This is a genomic window from Streptomyces sp. NPDC042346 (genome assembly GCF_055581845.1).
Window position 1 is genome coordinate 493,642 of record NZ_JBVJEH010000003.1, and the last position, 18,359, is coordinate 512,000.

The 18,359-nt window shown below is 74.9% G+C and carries 15 protein-coding genes; 5 read left to right on the forward strand and 10 right to left on the reverse strand.

All coding sequences use genetic code 11. From position 1 onward, the window contains the following. Nucleotides 1–88: 88 nt before the first annotated feature. A complete protein-coding gene (locus tag ACZ6K0_RS15865; RefSeq protein ID WP_376406210.1) occupies nt 89–2,149 on the reverse strand; it encodes a phosphocholine-specific phospholipase C in 2,061 nt (686 codons plus the stop codon). 241 nt (nt 2,150–2,390) lie between these two features. Then, nucleotides 2,391–2,807 carry an organic hydroperoxide resistance protein gene (locus tag ACZ6K0_RS15870; protein ID WP_125748294.1) on the reverse strand — a complete coding sequence of 139 codons (417 nt, stop codon included), beginning with the start codon at nt 2,805–2,807 and terminating at the stop codon, nt 2,391–2,393. Between the two features lie 118 nt (nt 2,808–2,925). On the opposite strand from ACZ6K0_RS15870, the gene ACZ6K0_RS15875 reads away from it, so the two are divergent. Continuing rightward, on the forward strand, nt 2,926–3,408 hold the full coding sequence (locus ACZ6K0_RS15875; RefSeq protein WP_376406212.1) for a MarR family winged helix-turn-helix transcriptional regulator: 483 nt from the start codon (nt 2,926–2,928) through the stop codon (nt 3,406–3,408). A 41-nt stretch (nt 3,409–3,449) separates the two neighbouring features. On the opposite strand, the gene ACZ6K0_RS15880 is transcribed toward ACZ6K0_RS15875, so the two are convergent. From ACZ6K0_RS15880 to ACZ6K0_RS15900, 5 genes are read right to left on the reverse strand one after another with little or no spacing between them, the layout of a single operon-like run. Next, a complete protein-coding gene (locus tag ACZ6K0_RS15880) occupies nt 3,450–4,676 on the reverse strand; it encodes a beta-ketoacyl-[acyl-carrier-protein] synthase family protein (protein ID WP_469228715.1) in 1,227 nt (408 codons plus the stop codon). Then, entirely contained in the window at nt 4,676–4,906 is a 231-nt protein-coding gene (locus ACZ6K0_RS15885; RefSeq protein ID WP_376406217.1) for an acyl carrier protein, read from the reverse strand. The genes ACZ6K0_RS15880 and ACZ6K0_RS15885 overlap by 1 nt, the downstream gene beginning before the upstream one ends. Nucleotides 4,907–4,929: 23 nt before the next feature. Further along, the gene (locus tag ACZ6K0_RS15890) at nt 4,930–6,594 is read right to left on the reverse strand and encodes a prenyltransferase/squalene oxidase repeat-containing protein (RefSeq protein ID WP_469228713.1); all 1,665 of its coding nucleotides are present in this window, start codon (nt 6,592–6,594) and stop codon (nt 4,930–4,932) included. A gap of 40 nt (nt 6,595–6,634) precedes the next feature. After that, nucleotides 6,635–7,135, reverse strand: a complete 501-nt coding sequence (locus ACZ6K0_RS15895) for an NUDIX domain-containing protein (RefSeq protein WP_376406221.1) — start codon at nt 7,133–7,135, stop codon at nt 6,635–6,637. Next, nucleotides 7,132–8,502: a cytochrome P450 gene (locus ACZ6K0_RS15900; protein WP_469228710.1), complete on the reverse strand. Its 1,371-nt coding sequence runs from the start codon at nt 8,500–8,502 to the stop codon at nt 7,132–7,134. The genes ACZ6K0_RS15895 and ACZ6K0_RS15900 overlap by 4 nt, the downstream gene beginning before the upstream one ends. Before the next feature lie 105 nt (nt 8,503–8,607). Between ACZ6K0_RS15900 and ACZ6K0_RS15905 the strand changes: the two genes are divergently transcribed. Further along, nucleotides 8,608–9,864, forward strand: a complete 1,257-nt coding sequence (locus ACZ6K0_RS15905; protein ID WP_469228709.1) for a wax ester/triacylglycerol synthase domain-containing protein — start codon at nt 8,608–8,610, stop codon at nt 9,862–9,864. A 58-nt stretch (nt 9,865–9,922) separates the two neighbouring features. Here the strand turns inward: ACZ6K0_RS15905 and ACZ6K0_RS15910 are convergent, their stop codons facing one another. Genes ACZ6K0_RS15910 through ACZ6K0_RS15920 form a run of 3 tightly spaced genes read right to left on the reverse strand, consistent with a single transcriptional unit; the run spans nt 9,923 to nt 12,850 of the window. Further along, nucleotides 9,923–11,407, reverse strand: coding sequence for an MFS transporter (locus tag ACZ6K0_RS15910; RefSeq protein WP_376406227.1), 1,485 nt, complete (start codon nt 11,405–11,407; stop codon nt 9,923–9,925). After that, on the reverse strand, nt 11,404–12,009 hold the full coding sequence (locus ACZ6K0_RS15915) for an NAD(P)H oxidoreductase (protein ID WP_469228707.1): 606 nt from the start codon (nt 12,007–12,009) through the stop codon (nt 11,404–11,406). Before ACZ6K0_RS15915 ends, ACZ6K0_RS15910 begins: the two co-directional genes overlap by 4 nt. A gap of 40 nt (nt 12,010–12,049) precedes the next feature. Beyond that, a complete protein-coding gene (locus ACZ6K0_RS15920; RefSeq protein WP_469228705.1) occupies nt 12,050–12,850 on the reverse strand; it encodes an SDR family oxidoreductase in 801 nt (266 codons plus the stop codon). A gap of 146 nt (nt 12,851–12,996) precedes the next feature. On the opposite strand from ACZ6K0_RS15920, the gene ACZ6K0_RS15925 reads away from it, so the two are divergent. The 3 genes from ACZ6K0_RS15925 (at nt 12,997) to ACZ6K0_RS15935 (ending at nt 18,280) form a co-directional block, all read left to right on the forward strand. Beyond that, nucleotides 12,997–16,488, forward strand: coding sequence for an AfsR/SARP family transcriptional regulator (locus tag ACZ6K0_RS15925; protein ID WP_469228704.1), 3,492 nt, complete (start codon nt 12,997–12,999; stop codon nt 16,486–16,488). 68 nt (nt 16,489–16,556) lie between these two features. Further along, nucleotides 16,557–17,003 (forward strand): GNAT family N-acetyltransferase, encoded by a 447-nt coding sequence (locus ACZ6K0_RS15930; RefSeq protein WP_469228702.1) that lies wholly within the window; start codon nt 16,557–16,559, stop codon nt 17,001–17,003. Beyond that, entirely contained in the window at nt 17,000–18,280 is a 1,281-nt protein-coding gene (locus ACZ6K0_RS15935; protein WP_469228701.1) for an MFS transporter, read from the forward strand. The genes ACZ6K0_RS15930 and ACZ6K0_RS15935 overlap by 4 nt, the downstream gene beginning before the upstream one ends. The last annotated feature ends 79 nt before the right edge of the window (nt 18,281–18,359 follow it).

The window sequence follows — 18,359 nt, forward strand, 5'->3', positions numbered from 1 at the left end:
ACCCCGCCCGTTCGTCGTGCGGGGTGGCGAGCGCGTCAGCGCCTCAGCGCGTCAGTACGTCATGCGTCGTCGGTGCGTCGGCGCGTCGTCAGTACGTGAGGATGCCCGGGTCCGTGGAGCTCGGGGCGCCCGTCTCCACGTGGCCCGCGAGGCGGCGGAGGTAGTCCGCGTTCGACGGGGTCGTGACGGTCACGTCGTACCAGCGGGCCGAGGCCGTCAGGTCCAGGGAGCGGGTGACCGTCGTGCCCTTCGGGACCGGGACCGTCAGCGGGGGGCCCGCGTAGGCGTTGGTCACGGTCAGCTGGGCGTCGGAGGCCGTCGCGTTGGTGAACGTGAGGTCCAGCTTGCCCGTGGTGGCGTTGTGGCGGGCGGTGACCTCGGTGACCGCGGTCTTGCCGGGGGAGCGGAACTGGCGCACGAAGCCGTTGGGCCCGTGGACCGTGAGGTCGGTGAGGGTCTTGGAGTACTTGGTGTTCCAGGTGTCCGAGAGGGACTTGTTCGCCTCGGTCGTGTACGTCCAGGGGGCGTCCGTGCGGTTCGCCGAGGTCACGTAGAACTGGGCGCCCGCCGAGGGCCCGCCGCTGAAGGTCAGGCGGTAGGTGCCGGCGGCGGTGTCGGCGGCCCCGTCCACGTACGGCGCGTACCGCAGCGGGCGGGTGGGCTTGGTGCCCGGTTCCTGGCGGGGCATCGTGCCGACGGCCGGGGCGGTGGCCGGGAAGTCGGGGTGGCGGTCCTTGTCCGGCGGGTAGTAGCCGGCCGTCGGCGGGAGCGGGGCCGGCTGCGTGTCCGTGCGCGTGAAGTCGAACGCCGAGGTCAGGTCGCCGCAGATGGCCCGCCGCCAGGGCGAGATGTTGGGCTCGCGCACCCCGAAGCGGCTCTCCATGAAGCGGATCACCGAGGTGTGGTCGAAGGTCTCCGAGCAGGTGTAACCACCCTTCGACCAGGGGGAGACCACGATCATCGGGACGCGGGGGCCGAGGCCGTACGGACCGGCCGCGTAGCCGACCTTGCCGGGGAACCAGTCCTGGGCGGTGGGGGCCGTGGACTTGCCCCAGGAGGCGTCGGCGGGGACGTACGGCGGGACCACGTGGTCGAAGAAGCCGTCGTTCTCGTCGTACGTGATGAAGAGCGCCGTACGGGCCCACACGTCCGGGTTCGAGGTCAGCGCGTCCAGGACCTGCGCGATGTACCAGGCGCCGTAGTTCGCGGGCCAGTTGGCGTGCTCCGAGAAGGCCTCGGGCGCGGCGATCCAGGAGATCTGGGGGAGATCGCCTGCCTGTACGTCGGCGCGGAGCTTGTCGAAGTAGCCTTCGCCGGCCTTGGCGTTCGTGCCCGTGCGGGCCTTGTCGTGCAGCGGGTTGCCCGGCTGCGCGTTCCGGTAGTTGTTGAAGTAGAGCAGCGAGTTGTCGCCGTAGTTGCCGCGGAAGGCGTCGCCGATCCAACCCCAGGAGCCGGCGGCGTTCAGGCCGTCGCCGATGTCCTGGTAGATCTTCCAGGAGACGCCCGCCGTCTCCAGGCGCTCGGGGTAGGTGGTCCAGCCGTAGCCCGCCTCGGCGTTGTTCAGGACGGGCCCGCCGCCGGTGCCGTCGTTGCCGACGTAACCGGTCCACATGTAGTAGCGGTTGGGGTCGGTCGCGCCGATGAACGAACAGTGGTACGCGTCGCAGATGGTGAAGGCGTCGGCGAGCGCGTAGTGGAACGGGATGTCCTCACGGGTGAGGTGCGCCATCGTGGCCTTGGTCTTGGCCGGGATCCAGTTGTTGTACTTGCCCTTGTTCCACGCGCTCTGGCCGCCCTGCCAGTCGTGGTTCAGGCCCTGGAGGTACTCCATGCCCAGCTTGTCGCTGGTCGGCCGGAAGGGCAGCGTGGCCTTCCCGGAGTTGTCCTCCTGATTCCAGACCGACTTCCCGCTGGGCAGCGTCACGGGGCGCGGGTCGCCGAAGCCCCGTACGCCCTTCATCGCGCCGAAATAGTGGTCGAAGGAACGGTTCTCCTGCATCAGGACGACGATGTGCTCGATGTCCTGGATCGTGCCGGTGGAGCCCTGCGCCGGTATCGAGGCGGCGCGGGCGATGCTGTCCGAGAGCATCGTGAGCGCGGCGGCGCCGCCGGTCAGCTGAAGGAACCGGCGGCGGTTGAGGTCGGCCATGGGGGAGTTGCCCTCCGGGAGTGCGTACGGACAGTGGGGGTGCGGGTGCGTGACCGGCGGGCCGGCCCGCGGGCGCCCCAAGGAGAGCGCCCGCGGGCCACCGCCCGGCGGCCGTCCCATGACTGCCCGTCGTACGGCAGACGAATCCCCCGTGCCCGAACGTGAAAACTCACAAGTGAACGCCCCCGGTGGGTCGATGACCTCCGGGGGCGCGCGGAAAGCGGCGGAAAGCAACAGAAAGCTACTCGACGACCAGCTCGACCTGGATGTTGCCGCGGGTGGCCTTCGAGTACGGGCAGAAGGCGTGGGTCTTCTCCAGGAGGGTCAGGCCGGCCTCGCCCTGGAGGTGGTCCGGGAACTCGGCGCGCATGATCACCGCGAGGCCGAAGCCGCCGTCCGCCGGGTCCTTGCCGATGGAGACCTCGGCCGTGATCGAGGCGTCCGCGATGTCGATCTTCTCCTGGCGGGCGACCACGCCCATCGCGCTGGCGAAGCAGGCCGCGTACCCGGCGGCGAAGAGCTGCTCGGGGTTGGTGCCCAGGCCGTTGCCGCCCAGGGCCTGGGGGTGGGCGAGGGGGAGGTCGATGTGGCCGTCGGAGCTGACGGCGCGGCCCTCGCGGCCGTTGGCGGTGGCGACGGCGGTGTAGATCGCGTCCATGGTTCTTCCGTTCCTGTCCTCGGGGGCGGTGTCCCTCTGCGGTGTCTCTATTAGTAGCGCACGATTCAGTTGTGCACAACTGAATGGCGTGTGAGGTGTCCTCGCGTATCCTGGAGCCATGGAGACGCTCGACACGGTCCCGGACGAGGAGTTCCTCCGGCTCGACCACCAGATCTGCTTCTCGCTGCACGCGGCGACCCGCGCCTTCAACGGCGTCTACCGCGAGGCGCTCAAGGAGCTCGGGCTCACCTATCCCCAGTACCTCGTCATGCTCGTGCTCTGGGAGCACGGCGAGCTGCCCGTGAAGGGGATCGGCGAGCGGCTGCGGCTCGACTCCGGGACCCTGTCGCCGCTGCTCAAGCGGCTCGAAGCGGCCGGATACGTCGAGCGGCGGCGCAGCCCCGAGGACGAGCGGTCCGTCACCGTACGGCCGACCGGCGACGGGACCGCGCTCAAGGCGAAGGCGCTCGGCGTCCCGCGCCGCATCGCCGCCGCCACCGGGCTGCCGCTGGAGGACATCCGCGACCTGCGGGAACGGCTCGACGCCCTGGCCGTCCGGCTCGACGCCGTCGACCCGGACGCCCTCTCCTCCTGCACCTAGGGGTGTCTTGCCGATCAGGGCCGGACAGGCCCCGGGCGGCCTCAGGGTGCGGTGATCACCAGGGCCGCGTTGTGCCCGCCGAAGCCCACCGACGTGGAGACGGCGAGCCGGATCCGGGACGCCCGGGCGGTGGTCGGCACGTCCAGGTCGATGCCCTCGCCCGGCTCGGTGAAGTTCGCGGTCGGCGGCACCGTACTCTCCGCGACCGACAGCACCGTGAGCGCCGCCTCCACCGCGCCCGCCGCACCCAGCAGGTGCCCGGTCACCCCCTTCGTCGAGGTCACCGGCGGCCCGTGCGGCAGCAGGCGCGCGAGGACCGCCGCCTCCACGGCGTCCCCGCGCGGCGTACCGGTCCCGTGCGCGTTCACCAGGTCGACGTCGCCCGCCGCCGCGCCCGCCTCCGCGAGCGCCGCGCGGACCGCCCCGGCGAGGCCGGAGCCGTCAGGCCGCGGCGCCACCACGTGATGCGCGTCCGAGGTCGCCCCGTACCCCCCGATCAGCGCCCGCGTACGGGCCCCCCGCGCCGCCGCGTCGGCCGGCCGTTCCAGGACCAGGAACCCCGCCCCCTCCGCCATCACGAACCCGTCCCGGTCCACGTCGAACGGCCGCAGCCCGCCCGACGGGTCGTGGAAGCGGTGGGAGAGCGCCCGGAGCCGGTCGAAACCGGCGACGTAGAAGGAGCTCAGCGAGGCGTCGGAGCCGCCCGCGAGGACGATGTCGCAGCGGCCGAGGGCCAGCAGGTCGAGCGCGACGCCGATCGCCGTGGCGCCCGAGGCGCACGCCGTGGTCACCGCCATCGACGGACCCCGGACGCCGAACTCCACCGCCAGCTGCGCCGCGACCGCGTTCGGCAGGGCGCCGGGAACGGCGAACGGGGACATGTCCCCGGGCCCGTCCTCCCGGACCACCGCGAGCTGCCGCTCGTACGTGAGGGTGCCGCCGGCCCCCGTCCCGGCGACCACGCCGACCCGCGCCCCGTCCCAGCCGCCGGTGTCCAGACCGGCGTCCGCGAGCGCCTCCCGCGCCGCGACCAGCGCGAGGACCGCGCTGCGGTCCGGCCGCCGCGCCACCGCCGCCCTGCCGATCCCGCCGGGCGGCTCGGGAGCCCGGCACGCCAGGAAGCGCAGTCCGTCCAGCTCCTCCAGGCCCGCGGTGGGCTTCCCCACGCGCACCGTCTCCCAGGTCGCCGCCCGGTCCGCGCCCGCCGGGGTGAGGAGACCCACCCCGGTGACGGCCGCGCCCGGGACGGCCCGCCGGACCCCGGGCATCAGGCCACCGCCGCGTACCGCGCGACCAGGCCCTCGACGGCGGCGACGGTCGGCGCCGCGTACAGCTCCTCCTCCGGCACCGGGATGCCCAGCTCCTTGCGCAGGACGAGCGCGAGCTCGGTGAGCAGGAGCGAGTCGAGACCGGCCTCCTCGCGGGTCGACTCCGGAGTGATCTCCGCCGGGTCGAGGCCGAGCGAGACCAGCAGGTTCTTCAGTTCGTCGAAGGTCATGGCGTTCCTCAGGAGAGTCGGGATCAGAGGGAGTGCGGGGTGGTGGCGCGCGCGTGGTTGAGGCCGAGCAGGACGCAGACGTCCGTCAGGAGCGGCACGTGGTACGCGAGGGGCCGCGGGCCCGCCTGGTCGGGGCGGGAGACGAAACCGCCGTCCGGCCGCTGCCGCTCCAGGAGATGGCGCACCGCGCGGTCCGTCGCCCTCCGGGCGGTCGGCGCGCACGGCGCCGCCGGCCCGTCCCGCCCCCGGGAGACGGCGATCAGCGCGTACGCGGTGCTGATCGGATCGCTCGGCTCGGCCGGTTCGTGCCCCCAGCCGCCGTCGGCGTTCTGGGTCGCGACCAGCCGGTCCACGGCCCGCGCCCGCGCCCGCGCGACCCCGGCCTCCAGGGCGTGCCCGGGCGGGGCGACGGCGCGGAAGGAGTCGTAGGCGAGGACGGAGCGGAACAGGGCGTTGCTCTCGTTCAGGCTCCAGCTCCGCTCGAACGCCCCGGCTCCCTCCTGCCGCGCCACGACGAACCGGACCGCGGCCTCCACCGCCGGCCGGTGCCCGGGCTCCGGGGCCAGCGCGTTCACGGCGGCCGCCGTTATCGCCACTTCCGAGGCGGTGCCGTGTTCGAAGGTCGGGAAGCCGCCGTCCCCGCCCTGCCGGTCGAGGAGGTACCGCTCGCCGGCCGCCACCGCGAGGCCGTTCCGCTCCGGGGCCGTGGCCCGCAGGAACTCCACGCAGTACGCGGTGTCGTCGACGTCGCTCTGCCCCACGCCCCGGTCGAACCCCCAGCCCCCGTCCGGGTTCTGCCGCTCGGTCAGGGCGGCGGCCAGGGCCCGCAGCGTGTGCGCGGGAGCGCCCGCCCCGGCGAGCGCGAGACCGCCGGTCGCCGTCGCGAAGACGTCCATGCCCGTGATGAAGGGCAGCCCGCCGTCCCCGCGCAGCCAGGTCCGCAGCTCCTGAGCCCGCGCACGGACGGCCACCGCATGTCCGGGCCGGTGCCGGAGCGCCAGCAGGGCGAGGATCCGGGCGAGATGGTTGCCGTACGGGGGCGGGCCGGGGAGCGAGCAGGGCGCGAGCGTCCGCCAGTCGTCGTCGGTGACGAGGTGCGGGACGCCGGTGCCGAAGGCGTACAGGACCTTCAGCGCGGCCATCTCCGTGACCAGCCACCGCTGTTGGCCGCGCGCCTCGAAGACCGGCTCGCCCGAGGAGAGTTCGGGGAACGGATGGGCGCCGAGCTCCGCCAGGACCGTCCGGAACATCAGCCGCTTGCGCCCGGCGGTGAAGTGGTCGAAGCCGCCGAGCAGGCGGTTCAGCGCGGCCCGCCCGTCCACGTACTCGCCGAGCGCCGCACGTGCCGCGGCCTCCTGTACGGGGTCGGGGGCGCCCTCGTCGACCGCGACCTTCAGGAAGCGGGTCAGCCGCTCCTGGGCGTCCGGGTCGACGTTCGTCACCGTGAGCAGCCGCAGGGCCAGGGCGGATTCCAGGATCCGGCCGTCGCACGGGGCGCGGAGCAGCCCGTCCGGACCGGCCGCCGCCACCAGCCGGGTCGCCAGCCGGGCCCGGGCCCGGTCGAGGCCGGCCCGGTCGAGGCCGGGGCGGCCGGGGCGCACGGGGTCCGGGGGCGGCGCCGAACCGGGCAGCGCGCCCGGGACGGCGAGGGAGGCGCCGCGTAAGGGCAGCGCGCAGGACGTCGACATGGTGGGGTCCTTCGTCGGGATCGTACGAGAGAGGTACTGGTCAGAGGGGGAACAGGCGGCGGACGGCCTCGGCGCCGGCCGGGACCAGCGGGGTGTACCCGCCGGTGAGGATCGACAGCGGCGCGACGAAGCCGCACCAGGCGATCTCGGCCGGGTCGGGCCGGGGCGCGCGGTTCACGGTCCAGCGGTGGACCGTCAGGAAGCAGGCGCCGTGCGGATCGTCGACGCGGATCCGGTACGCCTCGGCGAGACCGGGCGCGGACACCCAGCCCAGCTCCTCCCGGAGCTCCCGCAGCGCCGCCGCGAGGTACGCCTCGCCCGCCCGCACCGCCCCGCCGACCAGCACGTCGTAGTGGTCCGGGTAGGCGGGCGCCGAGGTGGTCCGCCGGTACAGCAGGACGCGGCCGGCGTGGTCGGTGCAGACGGTCGCCGCGTACCGGCGCAGCAGGCCGGACGGGGTCCCGGTCGCCCGCCGGCCCTGGGCGACCACCCGGTCCCCGGGATCGACGTAGTCGACCCGCTCGTGGGGCCGCGCGGTCATGTCCGCTCGCGGACGCGCGCGTACAACGGGCCGGCCGGGCGCAGGTTGATGCCGAACACCGGCTCGCCCGCCGGTTCGGTCGTCTCGACGGTGAACCGGGAGAGGAGCGCGCCCAGGAGCGTCTCCATCTCGCGCATCGCGAAGCGGGTGCCGAGGCAGGCGCGCGGGCCGATGCCGAAGGGGAGGTACGCGCCCGGCGGCAGCGGCGTCCGGACGGGGAAGCGCTCCGGCACGAAGGCCTCGGGATCGGGCCACACCTCCGGGTCGCGGTGGGTGAGGTAGGGGCAGACGAGGAGGTCCGTACCGGCGGGGATCCGCCGGCCGTCGAGCATCTCGTCGGCCGCGGCGTGGCGCGGGAGCAGCCAGCCCGTGGGGTAGAGCCGCAGCGTCTCGGAGAGCACCGCCTCGACGGCCCGCGCGTCGCCCGCGGCCCGCTCCATGACCTCGGGGTGCCGGTCGAGCAGGACGAAGGCCCAGGTCAGGGTGCGGGCGCTGCTCTCGTACCCGGCGACGAGCAGCGTGACGAGCTCGTCGCGGATCAGCCGGTCCGTGTACGCAGGGTCGGTCTCGGCCGCGCGGAGGAGCCGGTCGAGGACGCTCGGTCCGTCGCCGTCGCCGTCGCCGTCGCTGTTGCCGTCGGCACTGGCACTGGCACCGGCACTGGCACTGGCACCGGCACCGGCGGCCGTGCGCCGGCTCCGGGCCTCCGCGATGGCCCGGTGCATCCGCTCGTCCAGGGCCGCGAGCGCGGTCTCCATCTCGGGCGGGAGCGCGGCGGCGCCGCCCACGTCGGCGGGGAGCGCCGCGACGATGTCCTGCACGGCCGCCAGGTCGACGTACGTCTCCTGGTCCAGGGGACGGTCGGTCAGCGAGCGCCAGATCGTGTCGACGGTGAAGAACTGCGTGTCCTCGGCGATGTCCGTCGGCTCGCCCCGGCGGGCCCGCTCCGCCCAGCGGTCGACGACCCGGTCGGCCGCCGCGGCGATGTGGTGCTCCCAGCGCCGGATGCCGCGACCGGTGAACATCGCCTGGAGGAGCCGGCGTTGGGACCGCCAGGCCTCGCCCGTGGCGGTCAGCATCCCGTCGCCGATGAGGGGTCTCGCCCGGTGCGACCGCTTCACGTACCGGTCGCCGCCCACGCCGAGGACCTGGTGCACATGCCGGGGCTCCGTGATCAGGACCGCCGCCCGGCCGCCACGGCGGAAGCCGGTGAGGCGGCCGGGCGTACGGGCCTGGCGCAGGAGGTCGACGAGCGGGGCGCCGGAGGCGGACCAGGCCGCCACGACGGAGTCGTCGAGGAAATCCGGCAATGAGGGCACGGCGGGGTCGTCGGGGAGCATGCCGTCCGTCACGCATTGCGATTGCATGATGACGTATCGTAGCGGTCCGTGCGATCTTCAGATCCTGTGCGATCTTCCGTCCGGCCGTCCGCCGGATCATCCCTCCGGCCTCCAGGGGCCGTTCCGCTCTCGGTGCTCGACCGGCTCTCCCTGGACGTGGCGGCGCTCCATGCCACGGACTCCGCGCTCCACCTCGGCGCGCTCATCACCCTGGAGGGTGAACCACCCTCCAGGGGTGAGGTGGTGGAGCACCTGAAGGGCCGGCTCGCCCGACTCCCCGAGCTCGCCCACCGGTTGGCCGGGCGCCCCGGGCACCCGCACTGGGAGCCCGACCCCCGCTTCGACCCCGACCGTCACCTGTACGAGCTACCCGGCTCCACCGACCGCGCGACGGTCCTCGCCGAGCTCCTGCGGCAACCCCTCCCGCGCGACCGGCCGTTGTGGGGGATCTGGCTCGTCCGCCGGGTCGGCGGCGGATACGGGCTCTGCTACCGCGCCCACCATGCCTTCCAGGACGGCGCCGCCGCCGTCGCGACCCTGGAACGGCTCCTCGGCCCCGAGGAGGCGCCGCGCCCCCGCGCCCCCTCCTTCCGGCCGCCCCGGCCCGTCCCCTGGGCCGCCGTCCTCCCCGAACTCCGGCCCCCGCGCCGCGTCACCTGGTGGCCGGCCCTCGACACCCCGCCCTCCCAGGCCTACGCCACGACCCTCACCGACGTCGACACGGCCCGGCTCCACGCGCTCGGGCGCCTCACCGGGGCCACCGTCCCGCAGCTCTGTCTGACCCTCGCCACCGAGGCCCTGCGCGCCTGGCACCCGCACGACTGGGAACCCGGCGGCCCCGGCCACGGCCTCGGGCTCCGCACCAACCTCGCGATCAGCGTCCGGGACCCCGACGACCCGCTGCCCCTGCTCGGCAACCGCGTCGCCGTCGCCGGCGTCGACCTGCCCTGCGGCGACCCCGACCCCCGCCGGCGGCTCGACGGCGTCGGCCGGGCGCTCGACTACGCACGGCTCGCCCGGCTGACCGACGCCCACCGCGTGATCCTGCGCCGACTCCCGTACCGCGTGGGCCGGTTGGCGCTCACCCGCAGCATCGACGCCCGGTACACGCCGCTCGGCGTCGCCGACCTGCGGGTCCGGCGGCCCCTCGGCTTCGCCGGGGTCCCCGCCTCCGGGGTGTACGCCCTGCCCGTCATGGTCCCGGGGCAGCCGCTCTTCGTCGCGTGGGTCACGCACCGCCGCCGCCTCCACGTCACGTTCACGACCGACACCGCCCTCGCCGGAACCGACCGGCTGCCCGGGGCCTGGCACGCGGCCCTCGCGGAGCTCGAACGGCGGGCGGCGGACGCCGAGTTCGCACGGGATCCGGCCGTGGCGGGGGCGCGGTGAACGCGGGCGGCCGGGCGGCTGATGCCGCCCGGCCGGGACCGTCGTGTGCTGCGGGGACTCACGTGCGGGGGACGCCCCGCAGGAGGGCGAGGACCACGACCGCCGTCACCAGGGCGAAGGCCGCGCTGAGCGCCGAGGCCGTGTGCAGGGCCGTGGTGAACGCCTCCCGGGCCTGGGCGATCAGGCCCGGGTCGGTCAGGGTGAGCGCCGCGCCCAGGCTCTCGTGGGCCGCAGCCGGGGCGTCCGCCGGGATGCCCGTACGGTAGACGGCCACGGCCACGCTGCCGGTCACCGCGATCCCCAGGGCCAGGCCCAGGTCGTACGCCGTCTGCCCGGTGGCGGCCGCCGCGCCCGCCTTCTCCGGCGGGGCGGCGCCCACTGCGAGCGCCGTCCCGAGGACGCTGATCGGCGCCGCGCCGAACATGATCACGGCGAGGCCCAGGGCCGCCACCACCACCCCGGAGGCCAGGGCGATCACCGCGTACCCGACGAGCGAGACGAGGAGCCCGCCGGCCAGGACGTACGCCGGGCGGACGCGGGCGGCCACGAACGGCGTCAGCTGCGAACCGGCGATCAGGGCGGCCGCCCCCGGCAGCAGCCACAGCCCCGCGTCGAGCGGGGAGAGCCCCGCGACCGACTGGAGGTACTGCGGGATCAGGTACTCGACGCCGTTGAGCGCGGTCATCCCCAGGAGCAGCGTGAGCAGCGCCCCCGTGAAGGCCCGGTTCCGGAAGAGCCGGAGGTCGAGGAGCGGAGTCGCGAGCCGGTTCTGCCGGCGGACGAAGAGGACGGTGAAGGCGCCGCCGAGAGCGAAGGCGACCGCCGCCTCCGCCGTCGGGCCGTGCGCCGCCAGCGACTTCACGCCGTACACCAGCGGCAGCACCGCGACCAGGAAGAGGGCCACGCTCGCCGGATCGAGCCGCCCCGGCTTCGGGTCGCGGTACTCGGGCAGCAGCAGCGGGGCCGTGACCAGCGCGATCAGCATGACGGGCAGGCCCATCAGGAAGACCGACCCCCACCACCAGGCCGCGAGCAGCACCCCGCCGACGACCGGCCCGATCGCGAGCCCGACCGAGAGGGCGGTCACCCACATCGCGATCGCCGTGGCCCGCTGCCGGGCGTCCGTGAACATCTGGCTGATCAGGGCGAGCGTGGACGGCAGGACCGCCGCGCCGGCCACCCCGAGGAGGGCGCGGGCCACGATCAGCGTCCCGGCGTTCGGGGCGTACGCGGCGAGCAGCGAGGCGAGCAGGAAGCCCGCCGAACCCGCCATCAGGAGCCTGCGGCGGCCGAGCCGGTCCCCGAGCGTGCCCATGATGACGAGCGTCGCCGCCGTGAGGAAGCCGTAGATGTCGGTGATCCACAGCAACTGGGCGCCGCTGGGCCGCAGATCGGCGGAGAGGTACGGGGTGGCCAGCCACAGCACCCCGAGGTCGGCCGTCATCAGGGTGACGGGGAGCAGGAGGACGGCGAGGCCGAGCCACTGGCGGGCCCCGGCCCGGGGCGGTGCGGCCGGGGTGGCGGCCGTCAGGGTCTTCGTCATCGCGGGAGCTCCTCGTCCACGGTCCGGTCCGATGCCACGAGCAGCTCGGCCACCCGGGCACCGCGCAAGTCCTTCGCCACACCGGAGAGTTCGGTGCCGTGCACGACGCCGACCCGGGCGTCCGGGAGGCCGCAGAACGTCGCGATGCCGACCCGGAGCATGAGATCGAGGGCCGCCTCCATGCCGAGCCGCTCGATCTCCTCGGCCGTACCGCCCATCAGGGCGAGCCACAGCAGGCGCTTGCCCGCGAGGCGGGGGCGGCTGCGCCCGTAGGCGAAGCCGTAGTTCCACACCCGGTCGATCCAGCCCTTGAGGATGGCCGGGGGCCCGAACCACCACACCGGGAAGACGACCAGGATGTCGTCGGCGGCCAGGATCCGGTCCATGTGGGCGTGGACCTCGGGGGAGTAGGTCTTCTCGCGGTCCTCCCAGTCCGGCTCGTCGGCCGGGCGGAGCGCCGGGTCGAACCCCTCGGCGTACAGGTCGAGCACGTCGACGGTGTGGCCCTCGTTCTTGAGGCGGGCGTGCTGGCGCTCGGCGACCTGCGCGGTGAGGGAGTCGGATCGGGGGTGGGCGAGGACGAGGAGGACATGGCGGGTCACGGCGGGGATCCTTCACATGGAGGGGGCGGGCGGGTGCGGGTCAGAGACCGAGGCCGGAGCCGCCGCTCGCGTCGATGTTCTGGCCGGTCACCCAGCGGGCGGCGTCGGAGGCGAGGAAGCCGACGACGTCGGCCACGTCGTCCGGCTGACCCACCCGGTCGAAGACGGAGAAGCCGGCGGCGTGCGCCTTGGCGGCGGGGTCGGCCATCCACGGGTGGATGTCGGTCTCGATCGTGCCCGGGGAGACCGCGTTGACCGTGATGCCCCGGGAGCCGAGGGTCTGGGCGAGGGTGAGGGTCAGCACCTCGACGGCGCCCTTGGACGCGGCGTACGAGGTCATGCCGGGGAAGGCGACCTTGGTGACCCCGGAGGAGATGTTGACGATCCGGCCGCCGTCGCGCAGCCGGCCGAGCCCCTGCTTGATGATGAAGAACGGCGCCTTGGCGTTGACCGCGAAGACCCGGTCGTAGTCGGCCTCCTCGACCTCGTGGATCAGGCCGGGGCCGGCGATCCCGGCGTTGTTGACGAGGATGTCGAGGCCGTCGGCCTGCTCGTCGAAGGCCTTCCACAGGGCCTCGGCGTCGCCGGGGACGCCCAGTTCGGCGCGGATCGCGAAGGCGCTGCCCCCGGCCTCCTCGATCGCGGCGACCGTCTCCTTCGCGGCCGTCTCGTTGCTCGCGTAGTGGACGGCGACGCGGGCGCCGTCGGCGGCGAGGCGGAGGGCGATCGCCCGGCCGATGCCCCGGCTCGCGCCGGTGACGAGGGCGGTCTTTCCGGCGAGGGAAGAGGTGGCGGCGGTGGTCGTGGCGGTGTCGGTGGCGGTGGTGGTGTCGCTGCTCATGTCCGGCTCCTGGTGGGTGTCTGTTCCGTCGTTTCCTGCTGACGGGGACGACTCTGCCGGGAGGGTGTTCGGGTCCGGCTCGGATCCTGTTCGGGCCTGGTCCGGGCCCTGTTCGGGGCCTGTTCGGGCCGGGTTACGGTGGCCGCATGCGATTCGCGGTGCTGGGGGAGACGTCCGTACGGACCGAGGACGGGCGGCCCGTACGGGTGCCGGAGCTCAAGGTCCGGGCCCTGCTCGCGGCCCTGCTCGTCGACGCGGGCCGGCCGGTCTCCGCGTACCGCCTCGTCGACGACCTGTGGGGCGACGAACCGCCCGGCAGCCCGCTGCGCGCCCTCCAGGCCAAGGTCTCCCAGCTGCGCCGCGCCCTGGACGAGGCCGAGCCCGGCGGGCGCGAGCTCGTCGTCACACGGGCCCCGGGCTACCTCCTCGACGTGCCCGAAGGGGCCCTGGACGCCCACCGGTTCGCGGCGCTCACCGCCCGCGCCCGGGACACGGCCGCGCCGCGCGCCCGGGCGGAGCTGCTCGGCGAGGCCCTCGGGCTGTGGCGCGGGCCGGCGTTCGCTGACTTCGCGGCGGAGCCCTTCGCCCGGGCGGCGGCCGACCGCCTGGAGGAGGAACGGCTCTCCGCGCGCGAGACGCTGGCGGAGGCTCGCCTCGAACTCGGCGAACACGACGTGCTGGTCGGCGAGTTGGCGGAGCTCGTGGCCCGTCACCCGCTGCGCGAGCGGTTGCGTGCGGCACAGCTCCGGGCCCTGTACCGCGCGGGGCGGCAGAGCGAGGCGCTCGCGGGGTACGAGGAGCTGCGCGCCCTCCTCGCCGACGAGCTCGGGCTGGACCCGAGCCCCGAACTGGCCGCGCTGCACACGGCGATGCTCCGGCAGGACGCCGGTCTTTCGGCTCCCGTGCCGGCGCCCGCGGCTGTGGCTGAGGCCGTACCCGCGTCGTTGTCGGGCCCGGCTGCCGTCGGCGGGTCCGCGCGGGGCAACCTTCCCGTGCCGCTCAGCGGGATCGTCGGCCGCGACGAGGCCGTGGCGGAGGTGACCGGGCTGCTGCGCGAGCGGCGGCTCGTCACCCTGACCGGACCCGGCGGCGTCGGGAAGACCCGGCTCGCCGTCGAGGCGGCGCGGCAGGTGGAGGAGGAGTTCCCGGACGGCGTGTGGCTCGTCGAGTTCGCCGGTGCGGGCGGCGAGCTCGCCGAGGTCGCCGCCGCCGCGCTCGAACTGCGCGACGACGGGGTGTGGGGGCTGCGGCCCGACGGGGAACGGCCGCCCACCACGGCGGAGCGGCTCGCCGAGGTCCTGCGCGGGCGGCGGACCCTGCTCGTCCTGGACAACTGCGAGCACGTCGTCGACGAGGCCGCCTCCCTCGCCGAACTGCTGCTGCGCGCCGCCCCCGGCCTCGTCGTCCTGACGACCAGCCAGGAGCCGCTGGCGCTCGCGGGCGAGACGCTGTGGGCGGTGGAACCGCTCGACACGGACGGCGCGTTCGCCCTCTTCACGGCCCGGGCGGCCGCCTCCGCGCCCGGCCTCGCCCTCGACGCGCCGGCCCGGGAGGCGGTACGGGGGATCTGCCGCCGCCTCGACGGCATCCCGCTCGCCCTGGAGCTGGCCGCGACCCGCGTCCGCGCCCTGGGGGTGCACGGCCTCCTGGAACGGCTCGACGACCGGTTCCGGCTCCTCGACGCGGGGCTGCGCGGCGCGCCCGCCCGGCAGCAGACGCTGCGGGCGGTCATCGACTGGAGCTGGGAGCTCCTGAGCGCACCGGAGCGGACGGTCCTGCGCCGCCTCGCCGTCCACGCGGAGGGCTGCACCCTGGCGGCGGCGGAATGGGTCTGCGCGGGGGAGGGCGTGACGGGTGGCGACGGCGGCAGGGACGGCGACGGCGGCAGTGACGGCGGCAGCGACGGTGGCGGCGTCGTCGCCGGGGACGTGCTCGGGCTGCTCGTGCGGCTCGTGGACCGTTCGCTCGTCGTGGCCGTCGACGGGCCGGACGGGCCGCGCTACCGGCTGCTCGAATCCGTCGCCGCGTACTGCCTCGAACGGCTGCGGGACGCGGGCGAGACCGAGTCCGTACGCGAACGCCACCTCGCGTACTACCTCCGCCTCGCCGAGGAGGCCCGGCCCGCCCTGCGCGGCCCCGAGCAGCGCCGCCGCCTCGCCAGCCTCGACGCCGAGACCCCGAACCTGCGGGCCGCCCTGGACCGGGCCCTCGGCGCGGCCGGCACCACCGGGCCGGGCGCGGGGGCCGCGCTGCGGCTCGTCGACGCGCTCGCCTGGTACTGGATCATGCGCGGCCGGCTCGGGGAGGCGCTCCGCTCGGCGACGGCGGCGCTGCGGCCGACGGCCCAGGACGCGCCCGGACTCGCCGCGCTGCGGGCCCGCGTGGGCGTCTGGCGCACGGGGCTCGCCGTCATGGGCGGCGACGGGACGGACCGGCACCGCCGGATCGCGGACGCCCTGGCGGCCTACGACGCGGCTGACCCGGCCGACGCGGCCGACCCGACCGAAACGGCCCCGACTGACGCGCCCGGCCCGACCGACGCGGCCACCGAAGACGCGGCCACCGACGCCGACGCCACCGACGCCGACGCCACCGGCGCGGACGCCGACGCCACCGACGCCGACGCCACCGCCGGCGAGGCCGGCCACCCCTGGGCCCGCTGGTTCCTCGCCCACGCGCTCTGCGGCACCGGCAGCCAGACCGAGGGCGGCGAGCTGACCGGCGCGGCCCTCGACGGCTTCCGGGCCCACGGCGACCGCTGGGGCGAGGCGGCGGCGCTCGCGGACCGCTCCGTACAGCTCCTGCTCAGGGGCGACGTGGCGGGCGCGGAGACCGACGCGGCCCGCGCGGACGCGCTGTTCGCCGAGCTCGGCGACGCGTGCTCCCGGCTGTGGACCGTGTACCCCCTCGCGACCGTCGCGGAGATCCACGGGGAGTACGAGCGCGCCGACCGGCTCAAGCGGGCCGGGCTCGCGGCGGCGGAGAGCTTCGGCCTGACGACCGAGGTGCCCGACCTGCTCGCCGGGCTCGGCCGGACGGCCCTCCTCCGGGGCGATCTCGACGCGTGCCGGAGCTACCACGCGGCCGCCAGGGACCGGGCCGCCGAGGTCGGTTTCCGCGCGGGCGAGATCAACGCGGTCCTCGGGCTCGGCCTCGGCGCCCGCCGCGAGGGCCTCTTCGAGGAGGCCGAGCGCCACATGCGGGAGGTCCTCGACTGGCACCGGTCCGTCGGTCTCGACTCCGCCAACGCCCTGATCCTGGCCGAACTGGGTTTCTCGGCGCTCGCGCGCGGCGACCTCGCGCGGGCCCTGAAACTCCAGGAGGAGGGGTACGGGACGGCTCTGACCTCGGGCGATCCGAGGGCGGTCGCGCTCGCCCTGGAGGGCCTGGCCTCCGCGCACGCCCCGGCCGGCCGCGCCCGGGGCGCCGCGCTCCTGCTCGGCGCGGCGGCCGCGCTGCGTTCCTCGACGGGCGCGCCGCTTCCCCCGGCGGAGCGCGCCGACGTCGACCGTACGGAGGCGGCGGCCCGTACCGCCCTCGGCGAAGCCGCCTTCGCCACGGCCTTCACCCACGGCGGGAGCCTCCCGCACGACACCGCCGTGAGCGAGGCCATGAGCGAGGCGGCCCACGGTGGCTGAGGGCCCCGCACCGGCACGTTCACCAAACTGTAAGGAGTAACAACCGTCTACGTACCTATACTCGGCCCATGCCCGACATTGCCATCCGGCGCGCCACCGCCGACGACTCCAAGCGGCTCACCCGGCTCGTCCGGTCCTCCGCCGCCTACCGGGGCGACTACGCCGCCATGGTCGACGGGTACCAGGTCGGCGGGGCGTACATCGAGCACCACCCCGTCTTCGTCGCCGTCGACGAGAACGACCGTGTGCTCGGGTTCTACGCCCTCCTCCTCGACGAGGCCGAGCTCGACCTCGCCTTCGTCGCCGACTCCGCCCAGGGCCTCGGCATCGGACGGCTGCTCATGGAGCACATGACCGGGCAGGCGGCGGCGGCCGGACTCGCCTCCGTACGGGTCGTCGCGCACCCGCCCGCCGAGGAGTTCTACCTGCGCACCGGCGCCGTCCGGACCGGAAGCCTCCCGCCCGCCGGACGGATCCACTGGGCCCGCCCCGAGCTCCGGTACGACGTCGCGTGACCACCGCCGAGAAGCAGGAGAAGGAACCGGAGCCGCAGGCCGAGACGGACCGCCGCAGGGTCTTCGCCGACCTCACCCCGCTGCGGGTCTCCGCCGACTACCGCCGCCTCTGGTTCGGGAGCACCGTCTCCTGGGTCGGCCAGGGCATGACCTCGCTCGCCGTCTCCCTCCAGGTGTACGAGATCACCCGCTCGCCCTTCTCCGTCGGGCTCGTCGGGCTGTTCTCCCTCGTCCCGCTCGTCGTCTTCGGCCTGTACGGCGGCGCCGTCGCCGACACCGTCGACCGTCGCAAGCTCGGCCTGGCCAGCGCCCTCGGCTCCGCCGTCCTCTCGATCGCCCTCGCGGGTGCCGCGCTCGCCGGCTTCCACCTCGTCTGGTTCCTCTACGGGATCGTCGCCCTCCAGGCCGTGTGCGCCGCGCTCAACTCGCCCGCCCGCACCTCGATGATCCCCCGGCTCCTGCCGCCCGAGCAGCTGCGCGCCGCCAACGCGCTCAACTCGATGGTCATGACCTTCGGCATGCTCGTCGGGCCCAGCCTCGGCGGCCTGATCGTCGGCGTCGCCGGCTACCAGACCGCGTACCTCGTCGACGCCCTCGCCTTCTCCGCGAGCCTCTACGCGATGTGGCGCCTGCCGTCCATGCTCCCGGAGCGGAAGGGGAGCAAGCGGGCCTCCGTCCTCGACGGGCTGCGCTTCCTCGCCACCCGCCCCAACCTGCGCATGACGTTCTTCTCCGACTTCTGCGCGATGATCCTCGCCCACCCCCGCGCCCTGTTCCCGGCCGTCGCCGTGCTCTGGTACGGCGGGGACGCGAAGACCACCGGGCTCCTCGTCGCCGCGCCCGCGTTCGGGGCGCTCCTCGGCGGTGTCCTCTCCGGCTGGCAGGGCCGCATCCGCCACCACGGGCAGGCGATCCTCGTCGCCGTCGCCTGCTGGGGTACCGCCATCGCCGTCTTCGGGCTGACCCGGAACCTCTGGCTGGGGCTGCTCCTGCTCGCCCTCGCCGGCTACTCCGACACCGTCTCGATGATCTTCCGGAACACGATGATGCAGGTCGCCGCGCCCGACGAGATGCGCGGCCGGCTCCAGGGCGTCTTCATCGTGGTCGTCGCGGGCGGGCCCCGGCTCGGCGACTTCCTCGCGGGCTCCGTCGCCGACCTGACCTCACCGGCCGTCGCCATCACGGGCGGCGGGATCGCCTGCGTCCTCGCGGTCGGCGTCCTGGCCCTCTACGGGCGCTCTTTCCGCCGGTACGACGCACTCGACCCCACTCCGTAAGGCTCCGGGCGGGTTTCACCCCGAACTCACCCTCCTGGCCTGGCGGTTGACCGCCACGGCACATAACCGCCAGGAGCAA